The organism is Streptomyces sp. CNT360 (assembly GCF_000424785.1).
The window spans coordinates 150,555-172,846 of record NZ_AUKO01000012.1; the positions used below are offsets into that span (position 1 = coordinate 150,555).

Below are 22,292 nucleotides of genomic sequence, written 5' to 3' on the forward strand. Positions count from 1 at the left end.
GCCCGACGAAAGGTGGTCCCGATGTCGGCCGAACCCGGCGTTGACCTGTCCGATCCGCCCCGGCCGGAGTATCCGCGGCCGCAGTTCCGGCGTGACCGTTGGCTGAACCTCAACGGAAGGTGGGGCTTCGAGACCGACCGGTCCGACACCGGCCGGGAGCGCGGACTGGCCGAGCGGGAGCTGTCCGGTGCGATCACTGTGCCGTTCGCACCGGAGTCCGACCTGTCGGGCATCGGGGAGCAGGACTTCATGCGGGCGGTGTGGTACCGCCGTACGGTCACCGTCCCGCAGCAGTGGGCGGGGGACCGTGTGCTGCTGCACTTCGGCGCGGTCGATCACGACGCGACGGTGTGGGTGAACGGAACCGAGGTCGGCCGGCACCGGGGCGGTTTCTCCGGCTTCAGCCTCGACATCACCGACGCCGCCCCCGCAGGGGTGCCGGTGCCGCTCGTCGTCCGGGCCCGCGACGACCCCGAGGCGCCGCAGGCCCGGGGGAAGCAGTCGGTGCCCTACACCCCGCGTGCGGCCAAGTACTGGCGTACCACCGGGATCTGGCAGACCGTCTGGATGGAACCGGTCCCGCAGACCGCCGTCCGCCGCCCCCGCATCACACCGAACGTCGCGGCAGGAGCGCTGGACGTCGAGGTGCCGCTCTCGGCGAACCTGCCCGGTGGCGCGGTGCACATCCGCGTCAGCGACGACGCAGGCGACGTGGTCAGCGGCACCGTACGCGCCGACCTCGACCTCACCCCCCGGCTGAGCCTGGTACTGCCACCCGAGCGGATCCGGCTGTGGTCACCGTCCGACCCGCATCTCTACGGCCTCGTCGTCGAGTTGCGGGACCCGGACGGGCGGGTCGTCGACACGGTCGAGTCGTACGCCGGGCTGCGCAGCGTCGCCCTCACCGGCAAGCAGATCCGGATCAACGGCGACGTCGTCTTCCAGCGACTGGTGCTGGACCAGGGCTACTACCCCGACGGGCTGATGACCGCGCCCAGCGACGCCGCCCTGGTGCGGGACATCGAGCTCAGCCAGGCGGCCGGTTTCAACGGTGCGCGGCTGCACCAGAAGGTCTTCGAGGAGCGCTACCTCTACCACGCCGACCGGTTGGGCTACCTGGTGTGGGGCGAGTTCGGCGACTGGGGCTGCAACACCGGCGAGGGCCAGACCACCAATCAGCGGCCGGACGCGTCGTACGTCCAGGAATGGCTGGAGGTGCTCGAACGGGACCACTCCCATCCGGCGATCATCGGCTGGTGCCCGATGAACGAGACCTGGCAGGACTACGGCGACCGGATCACCGCGCTCGACGACGTGATGCGCGCCATGTTCCTGGCCACCAAGGCCCACGACACCTCCCGGCCCGTCCTCGACACCTCCGGTTACGCACACCGGGTCGCCGAGTCCGACGTGTTCGACAGCCACGACTACGAACAGGATCCGGACGCCTTCGCCGCCGCCCACCGGGCCCTCTCCGACGGCGAGCCCTACGTGAACCGGTCGGACACCACGGGCGAGTCCTGGTCCATCGGCTACCGCGGACAGCCCTTCTTCGTCAGCGAGTTCGGCGGCATCTGGTGGAATCCTGCCGAGGCCGGGCGACCGCAGACGGCCACCGGATCGTGGGGGTACGGCGACCGCGTACGCAGCGTCGAGGAGTTCCACACCCGGTTCGCGGGACTTGTCGGTGTGCTGCTCGACCACCCGGACATGTTCGGTTACTGCTACACACAGTTGACCGACGTCTTCCAGGAACAGAACGGCATCTTCGGATTCGACCGATCGGCGAAATTCGATGTCGAGCGCATCCGTGCGGCTCAACTCCGCCCTGCGGCCATCGAGGCCGACGCAGGGCCGCGGCGGGTGCGCAGCGACGCCGCGGACGGCGGGGGAGGGTCACGCTCGACGGAAGGAGGCCGCGCATGAAGGCCATCATGGTCATGTTCGACAGCCTGAACCGGCACATGCTGCCTCCTTACGGCGCGGACTGGGTGCACGCCCCCAACTTCGCGCGGCTGGCTGCCGTCTCCACCACCTACGACAAATGCTACGTAGGGTCGATGCCCTGCATGCCGGCGCGTCGCGAACTGCACACGGGCAGGCACAACTTCCTGCACCGGAGTTGGGGCCCGCTGGAGCCGTTCGACGACTCCATGCCGGAACTCCTCAAGCAGCACGGTGTGTACACCCACCTGGTCAGTGACCACCAGCACTACTGGGAGGACGGCGGCGCCACCTACCACGGGCGCTACAACACGTGGGAATTCTTCCGGGGCCAGGAGGGCGACGCCTGGAAAGGACAGGTGGCCGACCCGCTCCCGCCCGAGGACCTGCACAGCAACCGGAACGACCTGTGGCGCCAGGACTGGGTGAACCGTGCGCACATGGACACCGAGGAGAAGCACCCGCAGACGCTCACGTTCGATGCGGGCCTGGAGTTCCTGCGCGTCAACCGTGACCAGGACGCATGGTTCGTGCAGATCGAGACCTTCGACCCGCACGAGCCCTTCTTCTCGCACAAGAACTACAAAGACCTCTATCCGCACGACTACGAAGGGCCGCACTTCGACTGGCCCGACTACACCAAGGTCACCGAGACCGATGAGCAGGCCACCCACGCACGCTTCGAGTACGCGGCGCTGCTGTCCATGTGCGACCACTCGCTGGGGCGGGTGCTGGACGCCATGGACGAGTACGGCCTGTGGGACGACACCCTGCTGATCGTCTGCACCGACCACGGCCTGCTGCTGGGGGAGAAGGGCTGGTGGGGCAAGCTCGTCCAGCCCTGGTACAACGAGCTGGCGCACATCCCCCTGTTCGTGTGGGACCCGCGGCGGCCCACGCACGCCGGCAGCCGCCATGCCGGCCTCGTCCAGACCATCGACATCGCCCCGACGCTGCTGGAATTCTTCGGCGTCGACCGTACCCCCGACATGCAGGGCCGCCCCCTGGGCGAAGCCACCGACAGCTCCCCGGGCGACGCACCGCTGCGAGAATCCGCGGTCTTCGGCATGTTCGGCGGCCATGTCAACATCACCGACGGCCGCTGGGTCTACATGCGCTCCTGCCACGACGCGACGAACCAGCCCCTCCACGAGCACACGCTGATGCCCACACACGGACGGGGCCGCTTCACCCCCGCCGAGCTGGCCGACGCCGAACTGGCGGAACCCTTCGACTTCACCAAGGGCGTCCGCACGCTGCGGGTCCCTGCCAGGACAGCACCCGGCTTCGACCCGTCACGGTTCGGTGCGCTGCTGTACGACCTGGCCGACGACCCCGGGCAGGAGCGGCCTGTCGTGGACGACGAGGTGGAGCTGCGCATGATCCGGTTGCTGGTGGAGCAGCTCCGGGACGGCGACGCTCCACCGGACCAGTACGAACGCCTCGGCCTGCCCCGGGAGCCGGAGCAGGTGACCACGGCACACCTTCAGGTCGCCGCGCACCGGGCACAGCCGCGGCAGGCGGCGGCGTTGGGCCCTGCGCCGCGGGCCGACGAGTTCCCCGAGGGCAGGCTGGGACTGCGTACGCCGCTGGCCGTGCTGCTGTCCGATCCGGTGGCCGTGGAGGCGGTGCGCCGTTTCGTGCCCGGCATCACCGACTCCGAGTTGCTGACGGTGCGGGGCTCGGTGTCGCTGCTGCAACTGGCCGCCGCCACCGGTCGACCCGACCGCGACCAGCTGACCGGTCTCGCGCACGAACTGGCGCGCCTCTTTCCCACCGGAGCCGACCGGCAGGAGGACTGACGTCGGCTTCCCCGGAAGAGCGCCGAGAACGGCAGGGGACCGGCCTGCGCCGCGTACGCCTGCCCGACGTCCGATGCCCGAGCCGCGTGCCCGGCCTGCCTGGAAGGGAGTGCCGACCGGGCAGCAAGGTCGCCGTCGCGGGTCCGGCACCAGCCGTACGGTGCACGTAGGCGCTGTGCTGACCGCGGTGGTGCCGATGTCCCTCCCCGGTCAAGGCCTACTTCCGCGCCGCGCGTGCCTCCCGGGCCGAGGCCGTTCCCCGAGGCGGAGCACGTTCCCCGAGGCAGAGCATCTCTCCGGGGCGGAGCACGTTCCCCGGGCGGGGTTGTGCCTCACGGTGAGCATGTGCCGCCCGCTCGTGTACGCCCACGTCTTCACATGTCAGCGGACGCATGACTGCCGAGATTGCGGCGACTCCTGTCGCGGGTCGGCACGAGCGTTCGGGAGAGGGGCGGTGCCTGTCGCGCGGAGAAGACCCGTGGGCGACACCGAGCACCACATGCGCACCGACTCCGGGGCGGTGAGGCAGAATCGGCTGGCCACGCCGACGGGCCGAATGACACAGTGCGACGTATGACGCCTCCGTACCAGATCCGTGCCGACTACGACGCTCGCACGATCGTGGTCTATCAGGCGTACTCCTCCGCCATCGCTGACGCGGCGCTGCGGGCGGGCCGCTTCGTCGCACCGTTCTCGTTCCACCGCATGACGTGGATCAAGCCGTCGTTCATGTGGCTGATGCACCGCAGCAACTGGGCCCGCAAGCCCGGCCAGGAACGTGTGCTCGCGGTACGGATCACCAGGGAGGGCTGGGAGGAGGCCCTGTCCCAGGCCGTGCTGACAACCGCCGACCCGGCGGCGGCCCAGGCGGCTGTACATGTGCAGTGGGACCCGGAGCGCTCGCCGCGTGGAGCGGCCCTGAATCACTACAGCATCCAGGTCGGCATCGGTCGTCACCTGATCCGCACGTTCACCGACGACTGGATCGTCAGCCTCACCGATCTCACCCCCCAGGTCCGTAAAGCCTCCAGACTGATACAGACCGGGCAGGCCGCCAAGGCTCGTCGGCTGTTTCCTGCGGAGCGCCCTTACCCCACGCCGCCGCACCTGGAAGACGCCGGACCATGAACGACGATCCGGGGTGTGTGCGGGAAGTGCGCGCTTTGCCGGGGCTGTGGGCAGCCCCGGCAACGCCCCGTCGACGACGTGGGGGACGAGGTCAGGTGCGCAGCAGTGACGCGTGGATGCGGGCGATGGCCCGCAGCACCTCGTCACGGTTCCTGGCCTGCTGCATCCATGCGGGCAGACGCGCCACCACGGTCATCCTCCGGCTCTGCTCGTGCCAGGGAATCCCTTCACGCAGCGGTGCCTGTACGAATCGTCTGATCAGGTCCAGGTGTTCCAGGTCGTAGGCCCACACCCACCCGTGCCGGGTCTCGGCCTGGAGCCGAAGACGCACGCCGAAGTACGGGTCCGTCGCCGGCGCATGCCGGTCCCGGTGCAAGGCCGCACCGCTGCGGCTCCGCTCCTTCGCCATCCCGCAGCTCCGACACACCAGGCGCCTCCGTGCGAAGAGGTCCTGGTCGTGCACCCCGGACGGGTCCGGTGCCGGTACAACGTGCGCGACCTTCCCGCAGCCGGGGCAGCACACGAGAATCGACGTGAGGAAGTCGTACTTCGTGCTCCGGGGGTCCCGGAACCGGTGGTGCGCGGAAACCGAACTCATGGCACCAGTATGCGAGCCACGCACCCAGGCCGCCCACGGGTTGAAACGCAGCCCTGGGAAGCGGTCCCGTCACTTTCGGTGACCGTGTACCGGCACACCGACCTCACCCTGCGACCGACTCGCCCCGCTGTTCGGCGTCACCAGGTCGGCGGGCCACCGGATCGTCGACCACCTCGGGTCGCCGCTCCCCCTTCAGGCCCCGGCGACCGCCTCGTGGCACCGGCGACCACGGCACTGATCCGACGACCGGCCACGCCCACCACGTCCGCGAGTACGTCTCCCCGCTCGTCCACTGTGCCCGAGGCCACCGGCCCTGCACTCCTCCGGACGAGGCCCGGCGCGGCCGACATGGGCGCGACGGCCGCCGCCTTCCTCAGCCCGGCCTCCGCCGCTCTCGCCGTCGGTGTCCGGTTGCGGCACGCCCAGCCGGATGCGACCTGAGCCACAGGCCGGGCACGGCCCCCGCACGGTGTCTTATGCTGGCCCGACGACGGCACGCCGGCCCAGGCCGTCGCCGCCGGAGAACGTGAGCACGTGCGGGAACCGGCCGTCGGCGCACCGAGCCTCCCACACGTCCCGGGCCGGGCCCCGAGTCCAGGGCCGACGTGCGCAGCGTTCCCGCTGGAAGGACAGTAAGGCACCGTGGCACTGAGGAACGCGGGTGACGCCCACCTGCTGGAGCTCGCGATACAGGTGCTGGAAGAGAGCGCCGACGCCTCCCCGTGGGCAACGATCGCCGAAACACTGGCCGAGGCACTCGACGCAGCCGCGCTCACGGTCACCGACATCCGGCAGGGCGGGGCAACACCGGTCGCCTGGGCACCGTCCCGCATGCCGGGAAAGCTGGTGCACGACCTGTCGAAGGAATCGGTGCGGGCCAAGAACCCCCTCATCGCCCACTACAGCGGCTGTTCCGACAGCACGCCGCGCACCGCCGACGAGGTGACCGGCCGGGTCCGCTGGCGGGACAGCGCGGCCCGCTCCGTCGCCCGGCACTACTTCGACGCGGACAACGTCCTGGCCGTTCCGTGGGCGCGCAGCGACGGCGTGCTGCGGAGCCTGGTCGTCTACCGGCCGGTCCCCTTCCGCGCCGGGCACCGGGAGTTCGCGAGGCGCGCCCAGCCCCTGCTGTCAGCCGTCGACGCGCACGACCGGGTGATGTCCCGGATCCGCAGTCGGCACGGCCAAGCCGTCGTGCACCGCTCACGCGAGGTGAACCTCACGGCGCGTGAGCTCACCGTGCTCGCACTGCTGGCCGAGGCGCTGCCGGCGAAGGCCATCGCCAGGCGCCTGGGGGTGTCGCCACGCACCGTGCACAAACACACGCAGAACCTCTACAAGAAGCTCGGCACGCGGGACCGGGTCGAAGCGATCCTCCAGGCACAGGCCATGGGCCTGCTGGGCGAGCCCGCCTAGAGCCTGCCCGACGGACCATGCGACCGCCTCGGGACGCACCAGGCCATTCCGTTCGGATCAGCCCGTTTTTGGTCCAGGTGTGCGGTTGACACGTGCGCAGTGGGGCGGATCGAGCCTGGTAGCTGACGACTGCCCGACTGCCCGCTCAAACGTCCTGTTCGAGCGGGCGGACGCAGTGCCGTGCGCCGACGGTCTGATCCGGACGAAAAGGCTCTGGAGGGCGCCCGGCCGGGTGCTCAGTACGGGCGGGGGGCGGGAGCCGTCCGCCAGTCCACGGCTGAGCCGATGTCCACGAGAAGGTCGAGCATGGCCTGCAGCTTCTCGGGAGTGAGCTGCCCGTGCCGCAGCGCGACGAGGTTGTGCTGTTCGAAAGCCAGCACGCTGTCCAGGGCCCGGGGGTCTCCGCACAGCGACCCGGCCAGCCCGGGGTGCAGTACGGCACGTGCGAACATCTCGTCCTCGGCGGAGACATGGAACGTCGCGTCGAACGGACCGTTGTCGATCACGGCCCTCCCGCTCAGGAAGTTCGCCGTCGACAGACCGCGCTTGGCCAACTGGACCCGCGGCCCGGGGACGGGGCGGGGCAGCAGGACGACGGAGACCCACTGCGCTGTCACCCGCCCCGGCCTGGGAGGACGGGCGACCTGTGCGGCCTGGAAGGACACCCCCCGGTGCTGACCGGCGTACTGCGCCTGGATCCGCAGTCGAGTGGTGCCCGTGGCCTGGTAGAGCAACAGGGTGCGGGCATTGATGTCCCGGTCGGGCCGCACCTGCTGCCACCCGTGCTGACGGCAGTAGGCGGACACCAGCGCGAGGTTGCGCACCACCTTTCGCCGCCCCGCCACCGCTACGACGATTGCCGCCACGAATATGAGCAGGATGAGCAGGAATGCCAGGGGAACTATGGAGGACATTATTCTCCCGGTGATGCGTTAGCTGGTGAAGAGGCAGACGATGAACAGCAGCAGGAACAGGAATCCCAGAATGAGCGCGAGCGTGCAGAGCAGCCCCCGTCGCCAATTCGCGACGGAGTCGAATTGTACGAACAGGCCCGCTACAGCCAGCAGGCCCACCAACGAGCCGAGCCAGAAGGGCGTCCCTTCATGCCAGCGGGAAAGGGTCGCGAATGCTGCGAGGAAAAAGATGACGACGAGCCACTGCCCTGTCAGTGTGGTCGTGAAAATCCCCCGCGACGACCGGCCTTGGTGCCGCTCCTGTTGACTTCTCCTGCCATTCATGAAGGCGAAGCTAAACGAACGGTTGACCGGCGTCAATTCGACGAAAGACGCAAGCTCGTCACATGTGAAGAGAGCCTGAGCTGCCACGGAACACAAAACCTTGAAAGCGGTGACCATTTTAGGGCAGAGGCGCCCCTCCGCGCAGCGGGACAGTCCGCCAGTACGTACAAGTGCGTATGCATGCCCTGGTCGCAGCCGTCGACGGGTGCCCGGCTCACTCCACTCCGACCGGCGGCGGGGCAGCCGGTCGGTCGCGCCGACGGGCCGGATGGCGCCGACGTGCCGGATGGGAGAGCGCGGTGCTCGACAGGTTCTTCGGGACGACTGGGGGTGAGCCGTCGTTCAGGCGTCGAGCGAGACGAGCGGGACCGGCCCGTACGGCGGCGGGTTACGCGGGCAAGTCGGAATGCTCAACCCACGCGGCTTTCACGGGTGTTCGGGCCGTGCAGGCAGACGGTCCAGCGGCGTGCCGCGCACTGAAATGACAGCTCATATGTCTTATATCCCTCGTTCGGGCGAGCGCGAGTGTCCATGACAGCCGCAAGGGCATGCACTTCTGTGTGCGCAAGGTGAAGACCGTTCCCGGTCCGCTCACTCAACTCTCTTCTTTCTCCACATCGGGCACGCTCGACGCGGCCTGATCCGGCGTGCCCGCGGACAGGGGCGGCTTTCCGTCCGGTCTGTCGACCGCCGCTGGGAGGGGTGGAGCCTCCGCCGCCCCCAGCCGTCGCGAGCCCCGGTGGCCGGCGGAAGCGAGTGGACAGCACAGAGGAGCGCCACGAGGTCGTCACCGCACCAATCGCACGCATCGAAAACCTGACGACACAAGGAGATCTGCCATGACCGAGGTTCGTGCGTCCGAGGCCCCGCAAGCGACCGCTCAGGAGGCCCCCGCCCTCAACATCCCCCTGGAACGGAACGTGTGGATCGACCACCTGGCCAGTTCGCTGCATCTCAACAGCGAGGGCTTCGCCGGTGGGGAGAACGGTCACACTCATCTCTTCCACGACCGGGACAACGCCAACACCCTCGGCGAACAGTGGCGGTTCCGGGCCCACTGGGACGGCACCTACACCATCACCAACGCCGACTCCGGCCGCGAACTGACCCTCGGTGCCTCCGGCCTGAACTACAAGAAGGTCGTCCTCTCCGGATCCCTCTACCCCACCGGCCAGAAATGGCGCGTCCAGCCGTCCGGGCTGTACGGCAGCTTCAGCCTGCACCCGGCCGAGGACCTCTCCGTGGCCGTCTCACCGCTCAACAACGTCGACCTGCACCTGTACCTGCTGCCCTTCCAGCCGTACCTGACGCAGTTCTTCAAGGTGGTGGAGCGCAACACTTGACCTGACCGCGCACGACCGGCCACACCGGACCTGCGCCGGTGTGGCCGGTCACCTCGATCAGGCCGGTCATGCGCGGATCAACGCACGGTCCTGCCGAGGGGAGACGACGTTCCTTCTTCTGTCAGCCCCAGCCGCAGTTCACGTCTTCCTTCGCCATGTAGCCGAGGTGGTTGCCGTTGTCCGCATGCGATACCCGCCACATGCCCGCATTGGCCTCGGTTGCTGCGACCTGGGTTCCTGAGTGCAGCACGCCGACGGTCGCGCCGGTCAGCTTCGGTTCCGCGTACAGCGGTGCGGTCGGGGTGGTGACCGTGCACACGGCTCCCGCGTGAGCCGTTCCGGTCAGCAGCGGAGTGGTGGCGAGGGCGGCGGCGACGGCTACGGGCGCCGCGATGCGAACTGCGAACTTACGCATGCTGAAGCTCCTTACCTGTGGCGCATGGTCGAGGAAAGGCGCCGCTCACGAGGCGGGTCGGCCGGTCTGCCTGCGCGAGGGTGGCCCGGTCAGGCGGACAGTGCGCGGTCCCGGCAACAGGCACGTGATGTCGCTTTCTCCTCTTTCCGGCTGCCATCCTGCCGATCAGTCAACCCATGTGCCATGCGTAGTTGTACGTAGGGGCGTGACGGTCGCCCACGCGCCCGAGACGAATGCGCCGCACCCGTGTGCGCCGCACCCGTGCGGGACGGTGCCCGGCAGGATGGCCCTGTCCTCCGGCCCCGCACGGCGCGTTCTCCAGCGCCCGTCGCCGTGCGGCCGCCCCTGACGAGATCGCCCGGGCCGCCGCCCGGATCGCGAGCGACCCCGAGGACCGAGCGTGCGTCCTCAGCGGTCTGCCGGGCAGATGGCGAACAGGAGGCGGACTCGTGGAGCCCTTGCGGAGACGGTCACGCGTCTCCGGCCGGCGGCCTATACACTCATCGGCCGGTCCGGGAGCGCCGGAGCGGGGTGGGGCTCATCACGCCACCCCGGCGATGTGACATCTCGTGACAGATGAGAGGGTCAGGCGGGTGAGTGAGACACCACGGAACACCCTGCAATACCGCTCTGACGGGTCAGGAGACGCTCCTGTCCTGGTCTTGGGTCCCTCACTGGGTACCACATGGCACATGTGGGACCGGCAGATCCCGGAACTCACCCGGCACTGGCGGGTGCTCCGCTTCGACCTGCCCGGGCACGGCGGTTCACCGGCCTACTCGGCCGACTCGGCCGACGCTTTCGCCGAGCGGCTCCTGGCCACCCTCGACACGCTGGGTATCGAACGCTTCGGCTACGCGGGCTGCGCCCTCGGCGGCGCCATCGGGATCCAGCTCGCCCTGCGCGCCCCCCAGCGGGTCACCTCGCTGGCACTGATCTCCTCCTCCCCGCGGTTCGGCACCCCCGACAGCTGGCGGCAGCGCGGCGTGGTCATCCGCACCAACGGGCTCGACCCGATCGCCCGCACCACCCCCGACCACTGGTTCACCCCCGCCTTCGCCACCGCACAGCCCGCCATCGTCGAGTGGGCCGTCCAGATGGTCCGCACCACCGACCCCGGCTGCTACATCGCCGCCTGCGAGGCGCTGGCCTCCTTCGACGTGAAGGCCTCCCTCGACCGGATAGGGGTGGGCACCCTCGTGGTGGCCGGCGCGGAGGACCAGGTCACCCCGCCCGCCGAGGCCCGCGCCCTGGTCGCCGGGATCCCCGACGCCCGGCTGGCCATCGTGCCCGGCGCCTCCCACCTGACGCCCGTCGAGCAGCCGGGCGCCGTCACCGACCTGCTCATCCGGCACTTCACCACCACCTGGCAGGAGTCCGCTGCCGGGCCGCCCGCCCCCGCGCCCGTCATCGCCCCTGTCCCGCCGCAGGCCTCGGCCGTCGCCGAGCTGGAGTCCGGCCAGGCTGCCGCCCTGCGCACCGACGCCTACGACGCGGGCATGAAGGTGCGCCGTGAGGTGCTGGGCGACGCCCACGTCGACCGGGCCACCGAGAACTCCGACGCCTTCACCGACGACTTCCAGCACTTCGTCACCCGCTACACCTGGGGCGAGGTGTGGACCCGTAACGGCATCGACCGCCGCACCCGCTCGGTGATCACCCTGACCGCGCTGGTGGCCCGCGGCCACTACGACGAGCTCGCCTTCCACACCCGCGCGGCGCTGCGCAACGGGCTGACGCCGCACGAGATCAAGGAGGTGCTGCTCCAGACCGCCGTCTACTGCGGTGTGCCCGCCGCCAACTCGGCCTTCGCCGTCGCCCAGCGCGTCATCCGCGAGGAGACCACGCCGGAGGACCGCAGGGCCGCGGCCGCCGCTGCGGAGGAGAATGGGCCCCATGGGAACTGACGGACACGACACCCCGCTCAAGCTCACCAAGCACGGCCACTCCTGCGTCCGCCTGCACAAGGAGGGCCGCACCCTGGTCATCGACCCGGGCGGTTTCAGCGAGCAGGAGGCCGCGCTGGGCGCCGACGCGCTGCTGGTCACCCACGAGCACCCCGACCACTTCGACGAGCTGCGGCTGCGTGCCGCGATGGAGGCCAACCCGGAGGCGGAGATCTGGACGCTGCGCAGCGTCGCCGACCAGCTCACCGGCGCCTTCCCGGGGCGCGTCCACACGGTCGGCCACGGTGACACGTTCGAGGCCGCCGGATTCCGGATCGAGGTGCACGGCGAGCTGCACGCCGTCATCCACCCCGACATCCCGCGGATCACCAACATCGGCTTCGTCGTCGACGGCCTGGTCTTCCACCCCGGCGACGCCCTCACGGTGCCCGAGCGGCCCGTACGCACCCTGCTGCTGCCGCTGCACGCGCCCTGGAACAAGTTCTCCGAGATCCTCGACTACGTCCGGGCCGTCAGCCCCGCCCAGGTGTACGACATCCACGACGGGCTCCTGAACGGCAACGGGCTCGGCGTCCTCGGCCGGATGCTGGGTGCGGCCGGCCCCGGAACGGGTGGCGCGGCGCACGAGCACCTCGCACCCGGGGACCGTGTCTCACTGACGCGGTAGCCTGCATGCTCCGGGGGGACGCCCCCGAAGGTCCCGACGGAGTCTGCATGCGTATCGCCACCTGGAACGTCAACTCGATAACAGCACGCCTGCCCCGCCTCACGCAGTGGCTGGAGACGGCGCAGCCCGACGTGCTGTGCCTGCAGGAGCTGAAGGTCTCCGACGACGCCTATCCGCAGCAGGAGCTGCGGGCCCTGGGCTACGAGTCGGTCGTCAGCGCGCAGGGCCGCTGGAACGGCGTCGCCGTCCTCTCCCGCGTCGGCATCGAGGATCCGGCCCTCAGCCTGCCCGGCGCGCCCGAGTGGGAGGGCACCGTCGAGGCCCGCGCGGCGGCCGCCACCTGCGGCGGGGTGCGGGTGTGGTCCCTGTATGTGCCCAACGGGCGTGAGATCGGCCACCCCCACTACGAGTACAAGCTCCAGTGGCTGGCGGCGCTGCGGGATGCCGCGGAGAAGTTCGCCTCCGCCTCGACGCCCTTCGCGGCGCTCGGCGACTTCAACATCGCGCCGACGGACGAGGACGTGCACGACATCACCCAGTTCGAGGCGTCCACGCATGTGACCGCCCGGGAGCGCGAGGCCCTCGCCGCACTGGAGGCCGCGGGCGTCTCGGACGTGTACCCGCGCCCGCTCAAGTACGACGTGCCCTTCACCTACTGGGACTACCGCCAGCTCTGCTTCCCCAAGAACCGGGGCATGCGGATCGACCTCGTCTACGGCAACGAGGCATTCACCGGCGCGGTCGCGGACGCCTATGTGGACCGCGAGGCGCGCAAGGGCAAGGGCGCCTCCGACCACGCGCCGGTCGTCGTCGACCTGGAGCTGTGAGCGGGCGTCCCGGCGCGCCTCCGGGCGGGTGCCGGGACGCCCCGGGGGGCGCACGGTAGCGCGGTGGGCCGTGCGCACGGCCCGGCGCGGGCCCCGCCCGGGGGGGCGGGGCCCGCGGCCTGCCTCAGCCGGCCAGGGCCCGCAGATCGACCGAGTCGCCGAGGGCCCGCAGCCCCGTGTCACCGGGGTGCAGATGGTCGCCGGAGTCGTACTTGGGCAGCATTCGTGCGGGGCGTGCCGGGTCCCGTACGACCTTGTCGAAGTCCAGGACGGCGTCGAAGGAGCCGCCGCTCCGCCGTACGAATGCGTTCACCTTCTCCCGCCGCGCGTCCACGTCGGCCGTGCAGTCCTTGTAGCCCTCGCAGGGGGTGACGGTGGCACCGACGACGCGCAGCCCCCGGGCGCGGGCCTGTGCGGCGACGGCCTTCATCCCCGCGACGACCTCCTCGGCGGTGGCGCCCCAGCGCACGTCGTTGATGCCTTCGAAGAGCACCACGGTGCGGGCGTTCGTCTGTGCGAGGACGTCCCGCTCCAGCCGGTGCTGGGCGCTCACCCCGGCCGTGTCGGTGCTGATGCCGTCGCCCGGGTAGCGGTCGCTGACGACGCGGTTGGCGGAGATGCCGTGGTTGAGGACGCCGAAGCGCGGCACGTCCTGCTGCTGGAGCAGCCTGCTCGCCAGCACGTTCGGCCAGCGCCGGTTGGCGCTTTCGGTGGAGTGGACACCGTCCGTGATGGAGTCGCCGAGGGCGACGACGGAACCGGGCCCGCCCTTGACGTCGACGCCCGTCAGGAACGGCCACATCGACAGTGAACGGGTGAAGGCCCCGGCGGCCGCGTCCCCGGTACGGTCGCCGCTGCCGGCCTCGCTCAGGTAGGAGCGCTGGACGGCCTCGCTGTGCACCGGCGCGGCACTGACCGGGTCCGGCAGATGGATGCTGACCAGCAGGTCGGTGTCCGCGGGAACGTCGAAGCCGACCGGGTCGCTGACCGCCCTGGCGCCTGCCGGGATACGGGTCGCGGCCTGTCCGCCGTCGAAGGTGAGCGGCACCGGGCGGCCCTGCGCGGTGGCGCCGTCCTTCCGGATAGCGAGGGAGGCGTGCCCGATGCGCACGGGGCGGGCGGCGAAGGTGTTCTCCAGGCGGATACGGGCCTGCGGTCCACCGGCCGAGGTGTGCACGACCAGCCGCAGCGTCTGGTCCCGCCACATGCCGACACCGGTGTAGCCGCCGGTGCTCGCGGCCCAGCTCCCCGTCCAGCCGGTGGTCTCGGGGCGGACGGCGAGGTCGAAGACGTGCAGGTCCGCGTCGGCACCCGGGTCCTTCGGCAACGTGACGGAGGCGACCTGACGGCCGCGCTGCAGCGGGACGGTGACCGCGTACAGGCGCGCCTTCTCCGCCACCTGGTCGCCCTGCCGGGTGTTGAGGTGGGGGAGGGCGACGGCCTTGGTGGCGAGCGGCCCGCCGCGCCAGTCGCCGGCGGTGAGGGTGTAGGTGCTGCGGGAGCCGTCCCGGTAGTGGACGGTGCCCTGGCCGCTGACGGTGCCGGCGGGGCCGTGCGGTGAGGTGGCGGCCACCAGGAAGGACAGGGCGTTGCCGCGGCCACCGGCCTGCACCTGCTGGCCGTCGGCGCGCACGTTGTCGGGGCGTCCGGGGGCGCGGTCGGGCCGGCGCAGCGGGGCGGCGTCCAGGTCGAGCCGGGCACCGGGAGACCACCCGGCGGCCGTCAGGTCCTGTGCCGACAGGGAGCGGCCCGCGCCGTCGAAGTCGGCCGCGTCCGGCTTCGCGTCGTCGCTGACGGCGCGGTTGTCGTAGAGCTGCTCCAGGGGGAGCGGCCCCCGGTCGGGCGCGGCGGCCCGGTGCGCGGCGGTGGCCTGCGCGGTGGCGGTGGCGGTGGCGGTCAGGGTCGGGACGGTGGCGGTCGCGGCGGTCAGCAGGACGGTGAGGGATCTGATCCAGGTACGTCTGCGCACGTTTGCCCTCTCGTGAAACTCCGTCAGCGGTGTGGGCACCTTCGGATTCGACCGAGGCGGGGTGAAGTCAGGGAGGCCCTGACACGTCGTCAAGGTGTCGGAAGGCCCAACCGGGTGGGCCGGTGGCACCGCGCGCCTATGGTGCCCGGGGCGGCGAGAATGCCACGCTGATGGGCATGCACTTCCCCTTTCTGGACAACTGGCGCAAGCCCCACCCGGATGCCGAAGGGGCGGCGGTGACCGGCGAGCTGCCGGGCGATCAGTCCGGCGCGGCGGAACTTCTCGCCGAATGCGAACTGCTGCGCGAGCAGGCCCGGGCCGCCGGGATCGAACTCGACGACAGCGTCGAGTCGTTGACCGCGCTCGACCAGTTGTTGCCGCACTGGCGCGAGGACCCGGATGTCGCGCCGTGGCTGGGGACGGACGCCGGGCTCTACCTGGGCACCGTGCTGGTGCGGGCGGTGCCGGGGGCCACGTGGGTGCGCTGGTCCGACGGGCGGCTGATGGTGCGGCTGCCGTCCGGGCGGGAGGTCGACGTACTGGCCGAGGGCACCACCTGGGCCGAGACCGGCTCGCCGGAGCTCTCGCAGGCGTACGCGGAGGCCAGCGAGAGCTGACGGCCCACCGCGCGGTGCGGCCGACGGCGTGACCGGCGCGGTGGCTGACGGGGCGTGAGGTACCACCCTCCCTGTTGTAACCCCTTGCTGCGTGTCATCCCGGTAGTGACCCATTCGGCCCGATAGTTTCCATGCCCTATGGAACCGTCGCCCCTGGAACCGCTGATCGAGATGCGCGGAGTCAACAAGCACTACGGCGCGCTCCACGTGCTCAAGGACGTCGACCTCACCGTGGGACGCGGTGAGGTCGTGGTCGTGATCGGCCCCTCCGGCTCCGGCAAGTCCACCCTGTGCCGCACCATCAACCGGCTGGAGACCGTCGGCTCCGGCAGCATCTCCCTTGCCGGCCGTCCGCTCCCCGCGGAGGGCAGGGAACTGGCCCGGCTGCGGACGGAGGTCGGCATGGTCTTCCAGTCCTTCAACCTCTTCGCCCACAAGACCGCCCTGGCCAACGTGGCCCTCGCCCCCGTCAAGGCGCGCGGCAGGAAGAAGGACGAGGCCGAGCGGCGGGCCCGCGAGCTCCTGCACCGCGTCGGCCTGCTCGAACACGCGCACAAGTACCCGGCGCAGCTCTCCGGCGGCCAGCAGCAGCGGGTGGCCATCGCCCGCGCCCTGGCCATGGACCCGCAGGCGCTGCTGTTCGACGAGCCGACCTCGGCCCTGGACCCGGAGATGATCAGCGAGGTGCTGGAGGTCATGCAGCAACTCGCCCGCGACGGCATGACGATGGTCGTGGTCACCCACGAGATGGGCTTCGCCCGATCGGCGGCCAACCGCGTGGTGTTCATGGCCGACGGCCAGATCGTCGAGGACCGGGCCCCGGAGGAGTTCTTCACCGAGCCCCGCAGCGAGCGCGCCAAGGACTTCCTCTCCAAGATCCTCAAGCACTGAGAGGCGGTCACCGTGCGTACGTCCACCCTCTCGTGCCTTTCCGCCCGCCGACGCCGCGGGCCGCTCCCGCCACCGCGGAGCATCCTGACTGCCGTCCTCCTCGCCGCCGCCTGCGCCGTGACGGCCTGCGGGGTGCCCGGCAGCCCGCCCGCACGGGGACCGCAACCCGGTGCGCTGCCGCACTACGCGGTGGACGAGGACTTCTCCCTCCCCGGCTCGCCCACCTGGAAGAGCGCGAAGCAGCGCGGCAAGCTGACCGTCGGCGTCAAGGAGGACCAGCCCGGCATGGGGGAGAAGAACCCCGCCACCGGCGTCTACACCGGGTTCGACATCGAGATCGCCGAGATGCTGGCCGCCTCGCTCGGCTTCGACCCCGACCGGCAGATCGAGTACAAGGCCATCGCCTCCGCAAACCGCGAGACGGCCCTGCAGAACGGTCAGATCGACTACTACGTCGGCACCTACACCATCAACCCGGGCCGTCGGAAGCTCGTCGGATTCGCCGGGCCCTATTACGTCGCCGGGCAGCGGCTGCTGGTCCGCAAGGACGAGCGGCGCATCAAGGGCCCGCAGGACATGGCGGGGCAGAAGATCTGCTCCGCCGTCGGCTCCACCCCGCTCCAGCGCATCCAGACCGACTACCCGCGCGCCGTGGCCGTCGCCTACGACAGCTACGCCATCTGCGTCGACAACCTCCTCAACGACCAGGTCGCCGCCGTCACCACCGACGACACCATCCTGCTGGGCTACGCCGCCAAGGACCCCGGCCACCTCAAGGTCGTCGGCAAGGCCTTCTCGACGGAGCCCTACGGCATCGGCGTCCCCCGCTCGGACCACGCGCTCGCCCGCGCCCTCGACGACGCCCTCGCGGCCCGGGAGAGGAACGGCGACTGGAAACGGGCCTACGACGTCACGCTCGGCCTCTCCGGCGCCCCCGCCCCAGAGCCGCCCCGTATCGACCGCTCCCTTGCGGGCTGAGACGACGGACGGCGGCCGAGACGACCGCTTTCGACGCGGACCCCCGACGAGCTGAGAGGAACCCAGCGGCTGCCATGGACGTACTGACGCAGAACTTCGCCCTCTACGGGGAGGGCTTCTGGGGGACCGTACGGCTGACGATCTACGCCTCGCTGCTGGCGCTCGTCGTCGGCGTGCTGATGGCGGGCTTCCGGGTGGCGCCCGTCGCGGCCCTGCGCGGGGTGGGCACCGCCTGGGTGACGGTGCTGCGCAACACGCCCCTCACCCTGCTGTTCTTCGCCATGCTGCTGGGTCTGCCGCGCTTCGGAGTGGCGCTGCCGTTCGAGCTGTTCGCGGTGCTCGCGCTGGGCTGCTACACCTCCGCCTTCATCTGCGAGGCCGTGCGCTCCGGCATCAACACCGTGCCGCTCGGCCAGGGCGAGGCGGCCCGCAGCCTGGGCATGACCTTCGGCCAGACGCTGGGCAGCATCGTGCTGCCGCAGGCCTTCCGCTCCGTCATCGCCCCCATCGGCTCCACCCTCATCGCGCTGGCGAAGAACTCCGCGATCGCCGGCTCCTTCAGCGTCGTCGAACTGCTGAGCACCTACAAGACGCTCAGCGAGAACGGCTACAGCGTCGTGTGGAGCTTCCTGTGGATCGCGCTCGGCTATCTGATTTTGACCCTCGCGATCAGCGGACTGTTCCACGTGCTGGAGCGCCGCTGGGGGGTGACCCGATGACCACGCCGCCGCCCCCCTCCCAGGACCCGACCGGCTCTCCGGGCCCGTCCGGACTGGCCACCCTGCTGCGGGGGCGCGGTGGCCGGACCGGACCGGCGTCCTCCTCCGCGCTCTACGACATCCCCGGGCCCAGGGCCCGGGCCCGGCACTCGCTGTACGGAGTCCTCACCGCCGCCGCCCTCGCCGCGCTGCTGGCCTGGGTCGTCCTGCTCCTGCTCGACACCGGGCAGTTCGCGCACGTCAAATGGCGTCCCTTCGCCTACGAAGGGGTGCAGGAACTGCTGCTGAGCGGGCTCGGCAACACGCTGAAGGCGTTCGCCATGGCAGCGGTGCTCGCGCTGGCGCTCGGGGCCCTCCTGGCGGCGGGGCGGCTCTCGGAGCACCGGCCGGTGCGGTGGGTGAGCACCGTGCTGGTGGAGTTCTTCCGGGCCATGCCCGTACTGGTGATGATCTTCTTCGTGTTCGTCGCTCTCCAGGTCCAGGCCCTGCCGGCGCTGGTGGCCGGGCTGACCCTCTACAACGGCTCCGTGCTCGCGGAGGTCTTCCGCTCCGGGGTGCGCTCCGTGGACCGGGGCCAGCGTGAGGCGGCGTGCGCGCTGGGGCTGCGCAAGACGCAGGTCATGGTGTACGTCCTGGTGCCGCAGGCGGTGCGGGCCATGCTGCCGACGATCATCAGCCAGCTCGTGGTCGCGTTGAAGGACACCTCGCTGGGGTTCCTCATCACCTACGAGGAGTTCCTGCACGCGGGACGGCTGATCGCCATCAACATGGACTACACGATGCCCTTCATCCCGGTGGTCATCGTCGTCTCCGCCCTCTACATCGGGCTGTGCATGCTGCTGTCCGCCTTCGCCAACTGGGTGGCCCGCCGGGAGCGCCGCAACCCCAAGAACGAGGCCGTGGCCGTCGCCCCTGCCGAAGCCGCGTCCACCATGCCGGGCGCCCGGCCCTGAGCCACCCACCGGCCCTCGGCCCTGCGGGGTGGCGGCTCAGCCCGGCCTGGTGACCGCCTCCCGTGTCACGTCGGCCACCAGCTCCACCACGTCGGGGCCGTACGCCTGCGAGTTGAGCACTCTCAGCAGCAGGCAGAAGTCGCCGCCCCGTCGGTGCCGGCGGGCCAGCCGCACATGGTGCCGCGCCAGGTAGCGGGCGGCAGCCTGGTTGGTGAGGGAGCGCTGACCGCAGATCAGAAAGACGGGCCGCACCTCCTCGCGCGCGCCGCGCCCGCCGTCCGGTTCCCCGCCCACGGAGGCGCTGCCGGTGAGCCGGGCCAGCAGCACATGCTCGACCTCGCCCTTGCGCATCCGGTAGTGCTCACCTGCCACGGTGAACGCAGCCCGGTCCGGGCCCGGTTCGGCTTCCGTGTTGACCGTCACCCCCGGCAGCAGCATCCTCATGTGAGCCGCCGTACGCCGGTTGGAGCCCGGTCCGCCCAGACAGAACTCGGTGTGCTCGCCGAACCCCTGACGGGTGGCGTCGTGCGCCACCACGTCCGCCCTGGCGCCGCAGTCCTTGACGAGGGCGGAGAGCTCCAGCAGCGCGAACACGTCGTCGCGGGCGACCGCGCCGCTGTCGGCCGCCGGGTCGTGGTTGACCACCAGCAGGCACGAGGAGTTCCTCGGCATTCCGAAGAACCGCTGTCGACGGTGGAGTTTCCGCCGCCAGACCGTGGTGCGGGCGAACCAGCCCACCCCGGCCGTGATCGCCGCCGCGACCAGTCCCAGCACGATCTCCCGCACGTTGTCGTCCATGACGCCCTCCCTGACGCGGCAGCGTAAGCCCTGTCCTGGGCGGCCGGGCGTCGGGGAGCGTACGACCTCGCCCTCACGGCGCCGAGGGACCTCGGGGTTCGGGCGGGCGGCCGACCGGGTGGCGGAAGCGGTCTCTCCGCATGGCCACAGGGTGCTGACGCATTCGCGTCAAGAGCATTAGGCTGCGCGGACCGCGCTCCGGCGCCCCGCCACCGACGTTCCAAGGAGGCTCCTGCTGTGACGACCTCTTCCGGCCCTCGTTCCCGGCGCCGTGCCGCGGTGGTGAGAGGCACCGTCGCCCTGCTCGGCACCGGCGCCGTGGTCGCCGGCCTGATGGGTGCGGCCCCGCACGCGGCGGACGGGCGGGACGGCCCGCCCGCCAAGACCCCCGTCGCCACGGGCTACGGAGGCGCCGTCTCCAGCGTCGACGCCGACGCCTCCGCCGCCGGCCTCGACGTGCTCAAGCACGGCGGTACGGCGGCGGACGCGGCGGTGGCGACCGCCGCCGCGCTCGGCGTGACGGAGCCGTACTCGGCGGGTGTGGGCGGCGGCGGGTACTTCGTGTACTACGACGCGGCCTCCCGCAAGGTGCACACCATCGACGGCCGCGAGAAGGCGCCGCTGTCCGCGGACAAACGGCTGCTCACCGAGGACGGCAAGGCCATTCCGTTCGACGAGGCCGTCACCAGCGGACTGAGCGTCGGCACGCCGGGCACCGCGGCGACGTGGCAGAAGGCCCTGCGCGCCTACGGCACCAAGTCGCTGGCCAAGGTGCTGCGTCCGGCGACGAAGCTGGCCCGGGACGGGTTCACCGTCGACGACACGTTCCGCGAGCAGACCGCCGACAACGAGGACCGCTTCCGGGACTTCCCCGCGACGGCGGACCTCTTCCTGCCGGGCGGCAAGCTGCCCAGGACCGGCTCCACCCTGAAGAACCCCGACCTGGCCCGCACCTACGACCTGCTCTCCCGCAAGGGCGCCGGAGCGCTCTACCACGGCAAGCTGGCCCGCGACATCGTGCGCACGGTGCGCGAACCCGCCGTGGCCGACGGCGCGGACCGCCAGGTGCGGCCCGGCGATCTGACGGCCGAGGACCTCGCGTCGTACACGACGCGGTCGCAGCAGCCGACCCGCACCGCCTACCGCGGGCTCGACGTGTACGGCATGGCGCCCTCCTCCTCCGGCGGCACCAGCGTTGCCGAGGCGCTCAACATGCTGGAGCGCAGCGACCTGGGCGCGCTGAGCAAGAAGGAGTATCTGCACCGCTACCTGGAGGCGAGCCGTATCGCGTTCGCCGACCGGGGCCGCTGGGTGGGTGACCCGACACAGGAGGACGTACCCACCAAGGAGTTGACCTCGCAGAGGTTCGCCGACTCCCGCGCGTGCCTCATCGACGACGACAAGGCCCTGCACAGCCCGGTGGCGCCCGGCGATCCCCGCGACCCGCAGGGCTGCGACCGGGGGGACGCGGACCAGACGGCGCCCACCACGTACGAGGGGGAGAACACCACTCACCTGACGGTCTCCGACAAGTGGGGCAACGTCGCCGCCTACACGCTGACCATCGAGCAGACCGGCGGCAGCGGCATGGCCGTACCCGGTCGCGGCTTCCTGCTCAACAACGAGCTGACGGACTTCTCCTTCACCCCCGCCACACCCGGCGTGTACGACCCGAACCTGCCGGGCCCGGGCAAGCGGCCCCGCTCCTCGATGTCGCCGACCGTCGTGCTGAAGCACGGCAAGCCGGTGCTGGCGCTCGGCTCGCCCGGCGGCGCCACCATCATCACCACCGTGCTGCAGACCCTCACCAACCATCTCGACCGGGGCATGCCGCTGGTCGACGCCATCGCCGCGCCCCGTGCCAGCCAGCGCAACGCCGCGGAGACGGAGGCCGAACCGGCCTTCCTGGACGGTCCGGAGCGCAAGCAGTTGGAGAAGCTGGGGCACACCTTCAGCAAGAGCGCCGAGATCGGTGCGGCCACCGGCGTGCAGCGGTTGCCGGACGGCAGGTGGCGGGCGGCGGCCGAGACGGAGCGCAGGGGCGGCGGCTCCGCCATGGTGGTCCGCCCGTCCCACGGGTGA

20 protein-coding genes are annotated in these 22,292 nt (G+C 70.9%); 14 read left to right on the plus strand and 6 right to left on the minus strand.

The window, feature by feature from the left end:
* The first annotated feature begins 21 nt into the window (after nucleotides 1–21).
* From H297_RS36225 to H297_RS0113710, 3 genes are all read left to right on the plus strand, one after another.
* Complete coding sequence (locus tag H297_RS36225) at nucleotides 22–1,926, plus strand: sugar-binding domain-containing protein (protein ID WP_051351811.1); 1,905 nt, start codon at nucleotides 22–24, stop codon at nucleotides 1,924–1,926.
* The gene (locus tag H297_RS0113705; RefSeq protein ID WP_027737522.1) at nucleotides 1,923–3,746 is read left to right on the plus strand and encodes a sulfatase; all 1,824 of its coding nucleotides are present in this window, start codon (nucleotides 1,923–1,925) and stop codon (nucleotides 3,744–3,746) included. Before H297_RS36225 ends, H297_RS0113705 begins: the two co-directional genes overlap by 4 nt.
* 573 nt (nucleotides 3,747–4,319) lie before the next feature.
* Nucleotides 4,320–4,874 carry a DUF4291 domain-containing protein gene (locus H297_RS0113710; protein ID WP_027737523.1) on the plus strand — a complete coding sequence of 185 codons (555 nt, stop codon included), beginning with the start codon at nucleotides 4,320–4,322 and terminating at the stop codon, nucleotides 4,872–4,874.
* Between the two features lie 91 nt (nucleotides 4,875–4,965).
* On the opposite strand, the gene H297_RS44230 is transcribed toward H297_RS0113710, so the two are convergent.
* Nucleotides 4,966–5,283 (minus strand): hypothetical protein, encoded by a 318-nt coding sequence (locus H297_RS44230; RefSeq protein WP_486589507.1) that lies wholly within the window; start codon nucleotides 5,281–5,283, stop codon nucleotides 4,966–4,968.
* Between the two features lie 831 nt (nucleotides 5,284–6,114).
* Here H297_RS44230 and H297_RS36230 point away from each other — a divergent pair.
* Nucleotides 6,115–6,888 carry a LuxR C-terminal-related transcriptional regulator gene (locus H297_RS36230; protein WP_051351812.1) on the plus strand — a complete coding sequence of 258 codons (774 nt, stop codon included), beginning with the start codon at nucleotides 6,115–6,117 and terminating at the stop codon, nucleotides 6,886–6,888.
* A gap of 236 nt (nucleotides 6,889–7,124) precedes the next feature.
* Here H297_RS36230 and H297_RS0113730 read toward each other — a convergent pair whose 3' ends face one another.
* Together H297_RS0113730 and H297_RS36235 are read right to left on the minus strand one after the other, a co-directional pair.
* Complete coding sequence (locus H297_RS0113730) at nucleotides 7,125–7,802, minus strand: hypothetical protein (RefSeq protein ID WP_158693673.1); 678 nt, start codon at nucleotides 7,800–7,802, stop codon at nucleotides 7,125–7,127.
* Between the two features lie 18 nt (nucleotides 7,803–7,820).
* Nucleotides 7,821–8,213: a hypothetical protein gene (locus tag H297_RS36235; RefSeq protein ID WP_158693674.1), complete on the minus strand. Its 393-nt coding sequence runs from the start codon at nucleotides 8,211–8,213 to the stop codon at nucleotides 7,821–7,823.
* Nucleotides 8,214–8,965: 752 nt separating this feature from the next.
* On the opposite strand from H297_RS36235, the gene H297_RS0113740 reads away from it, so the two are divergent.
* Nucleotides 8,966–9,469, plus strand: coding sequence for an RICIN domain-containing protein (locus tag H297_RS0113740; RefSeq protein ID WP_027737526.1), 504 nt, complete (start codon nucleotides 8,966–8,968; stop codon nucleotides 9,467–9,469).
* A gap of 121 nt (nucleotides 9,470–9,590) precedes the next feature.
* Here the strand turns inward: H297_RS0113740 and H297_RS0113745 are convergent, their stop codons facing one another.
* Entirely contained in the window at nucleotides 9,591–9,884 is a 294-nt protein-coding gene (locus H297_RS0113745; RefSeq protein ID WP_027737527.1) for a hypothetical protein, read from the minus strand.
* Nucleotides 9,885–10,477: 593 nt separating this feature from the next.
* Here H297_RS0113745 and pcaDC point away from each other — a divergent pair.
* Genes pcaDC through H297_RS0113760 form a run of 3 tightly spaced genes read left to right on the plus strand, consistent with a single transcriptional unit; the run spans nucleotide 10,478 to nucleotide 13,285 of the window.
* Entirely contained in the window at nucleotides 10,478–11,791 is a 1,314-nt protein-coding gene (pcaDC, locus tag H297_RS0113750; RefSeq protein WP_027737528.1) for a bifunctional 3-oxoadipate enol-lactonase/4-carboxymuconolactone decarboxylase PcaDC, read from the plus strand.
* Nucleotides 11,781–12,458, plus strand: a complete 678-nt coding sequence (locus tag H297_RS0113755; RefSeq protein WP_027737529.1) for an MBL fold metallo-hydrolase — start codon at nucleotides 11,781–11,783, stop codon at nucleotides 12,456–12,458. The genes pcaDC and H297_RS0113755 overlap by 11 nt, the downstream gene beginning before the upstream one ends.
* Before the next feature lie 47 nt (nucleotides 12,459–12,505).
* Nucleotides 12,506–13,285 carry an exodeoxyribonuclease III gene (locus H297_RS0113760; protein ID WP_027737530.1) on the plus strand — a complete coding sequence of 260 codons (780 nt, stop codon included), beginning with the start codon at nucleotides 12,506–12,508 and terminating at the stop codon, nucleotides 13,283–13,285.
* A gap of 124 nt (nucleotides 13,286–13,409) precedes the next feature.
* On the opposite strand, the gene H297_RS0113765 is transcribed toward H297_RS0113760, so the two are convergent.
* Nucleotides 13,410–15,254, minus strand: coding sequence for an SGNH/GDSL hydrolase family protein (locus H297_RS0113765; RefSeq protein WP_027737531.1), 1,845 nt, complete (start codon nucleotides 15,252–15,254; stop codon nucleotides 13,410–13,412).
* A gap of 176 nt (nucleotides 15,255–15,430) precedes the next feature.
* On the opposite strand from H297_RS0113765, the gene H297_RS0113770 reads away from it, so the two are divergent.
* The 5 genes from H297_RS0113770 to H297_RS0113790 all read left to right on the plus strand — a co-directional run bounded on the left by H297_RS0113770 (nucleotide 15,431) and on the right by H297_RS0113790 (nucleotide 19,412).
* On the plus strand, nucleotides 15,431–15,871 hold the full coding sequence (locus H297_RS0113770; protein ID WP_027737532.1) for a DUF6278 family protein: 441 nt from the start codon (nucleotides 15,431–15,433) through the stop codon (nucleotides 15,869–15,871).
* A 138-nt stretch (nucleotides 15,872–16,009) separates the two neighbouring features.
* A complete protein-coding gene (locus tag H297_RS0113775; RefSeq protein ID WP_037794059.1) occupies nucleotides 16,010–16,762 on the plus strand; it encodes an amino acid ABC transporter ATP-binding protein in 753 nt (250 codons plus the stop codon).
* An 81-nt stretch (nucleotides 16,763–16,843) separates the two neighbouring features.
* Entirely contained in the window at nucleotides 16,844–17,740 is an 897-nt protein-coding gene (locus H297_RS0113780; protein WP_027737534.1) for a glutamate ABC transporter substrate-binding protein, read from the plus strand.
* 74 nt (nucleotides 17,741–17,814) lie between these two features.
* Nucleotides 17,815–18,459 (plus strand): amino acid ABC transporter permease, encoded by a 645-nt coding sequence (locus tag H297_RS0113785; RefSeq protein ID WP_027737535.1) that lies wholly within the window; start codon nucleotides 17,815–17,817, stop codon nucleotides 18,457–18,459.
* On the plus strand, nucleotides 18,456–19,412 hold the full coding sequence (locus H297_RS0113790; RefSeq protein ID WP_078514030.1) for an amino acid ABC transporter permease: 957 nt from the start codon (nucleotides 18,456–18,458) through the stop codon (nucleotides 19,410–19,412). Before H297_RS0113785 ends, H297_RS0113790 begins: the two co-directional genes overlap by 4 nt.
* A gap of 36 nt (nucleotides 19,413–19,448) precedes the next feature.
* Here the strand turns inward: H297_RS0113790 and H297_RS0113795 are convergent, their stop codons facing one another.
* Nucleotides 19,449–20,210: a hypothetical protein gene (locus H297_RS0113795; protein WP_027737537.1), complete on the minus strand. Its 762-nt coding sequence runs from the start codon at nucleotides 20,208–20,210 to the stop codon at nucleotides 19,449–19,451.
* Nucleotides 20,211–20,543: 333 nt separating this feature from the next.
* Here H297_RS0113795 and ggt point away from each other — a divergent pair, with 333 nt between their 5' ends.
* Nucleotides 20,544–22,292 (plus strand): gamma-glutamyltransferase, encoded by a 1,749-nt coding sequence (gene ggt, locus H297_RS0113800; RefSeq protein WP_106959626.1) that lies wholly within the window; start codon nucleotides 20,544–20,546, stop codon nucleotides 22,290–22,292.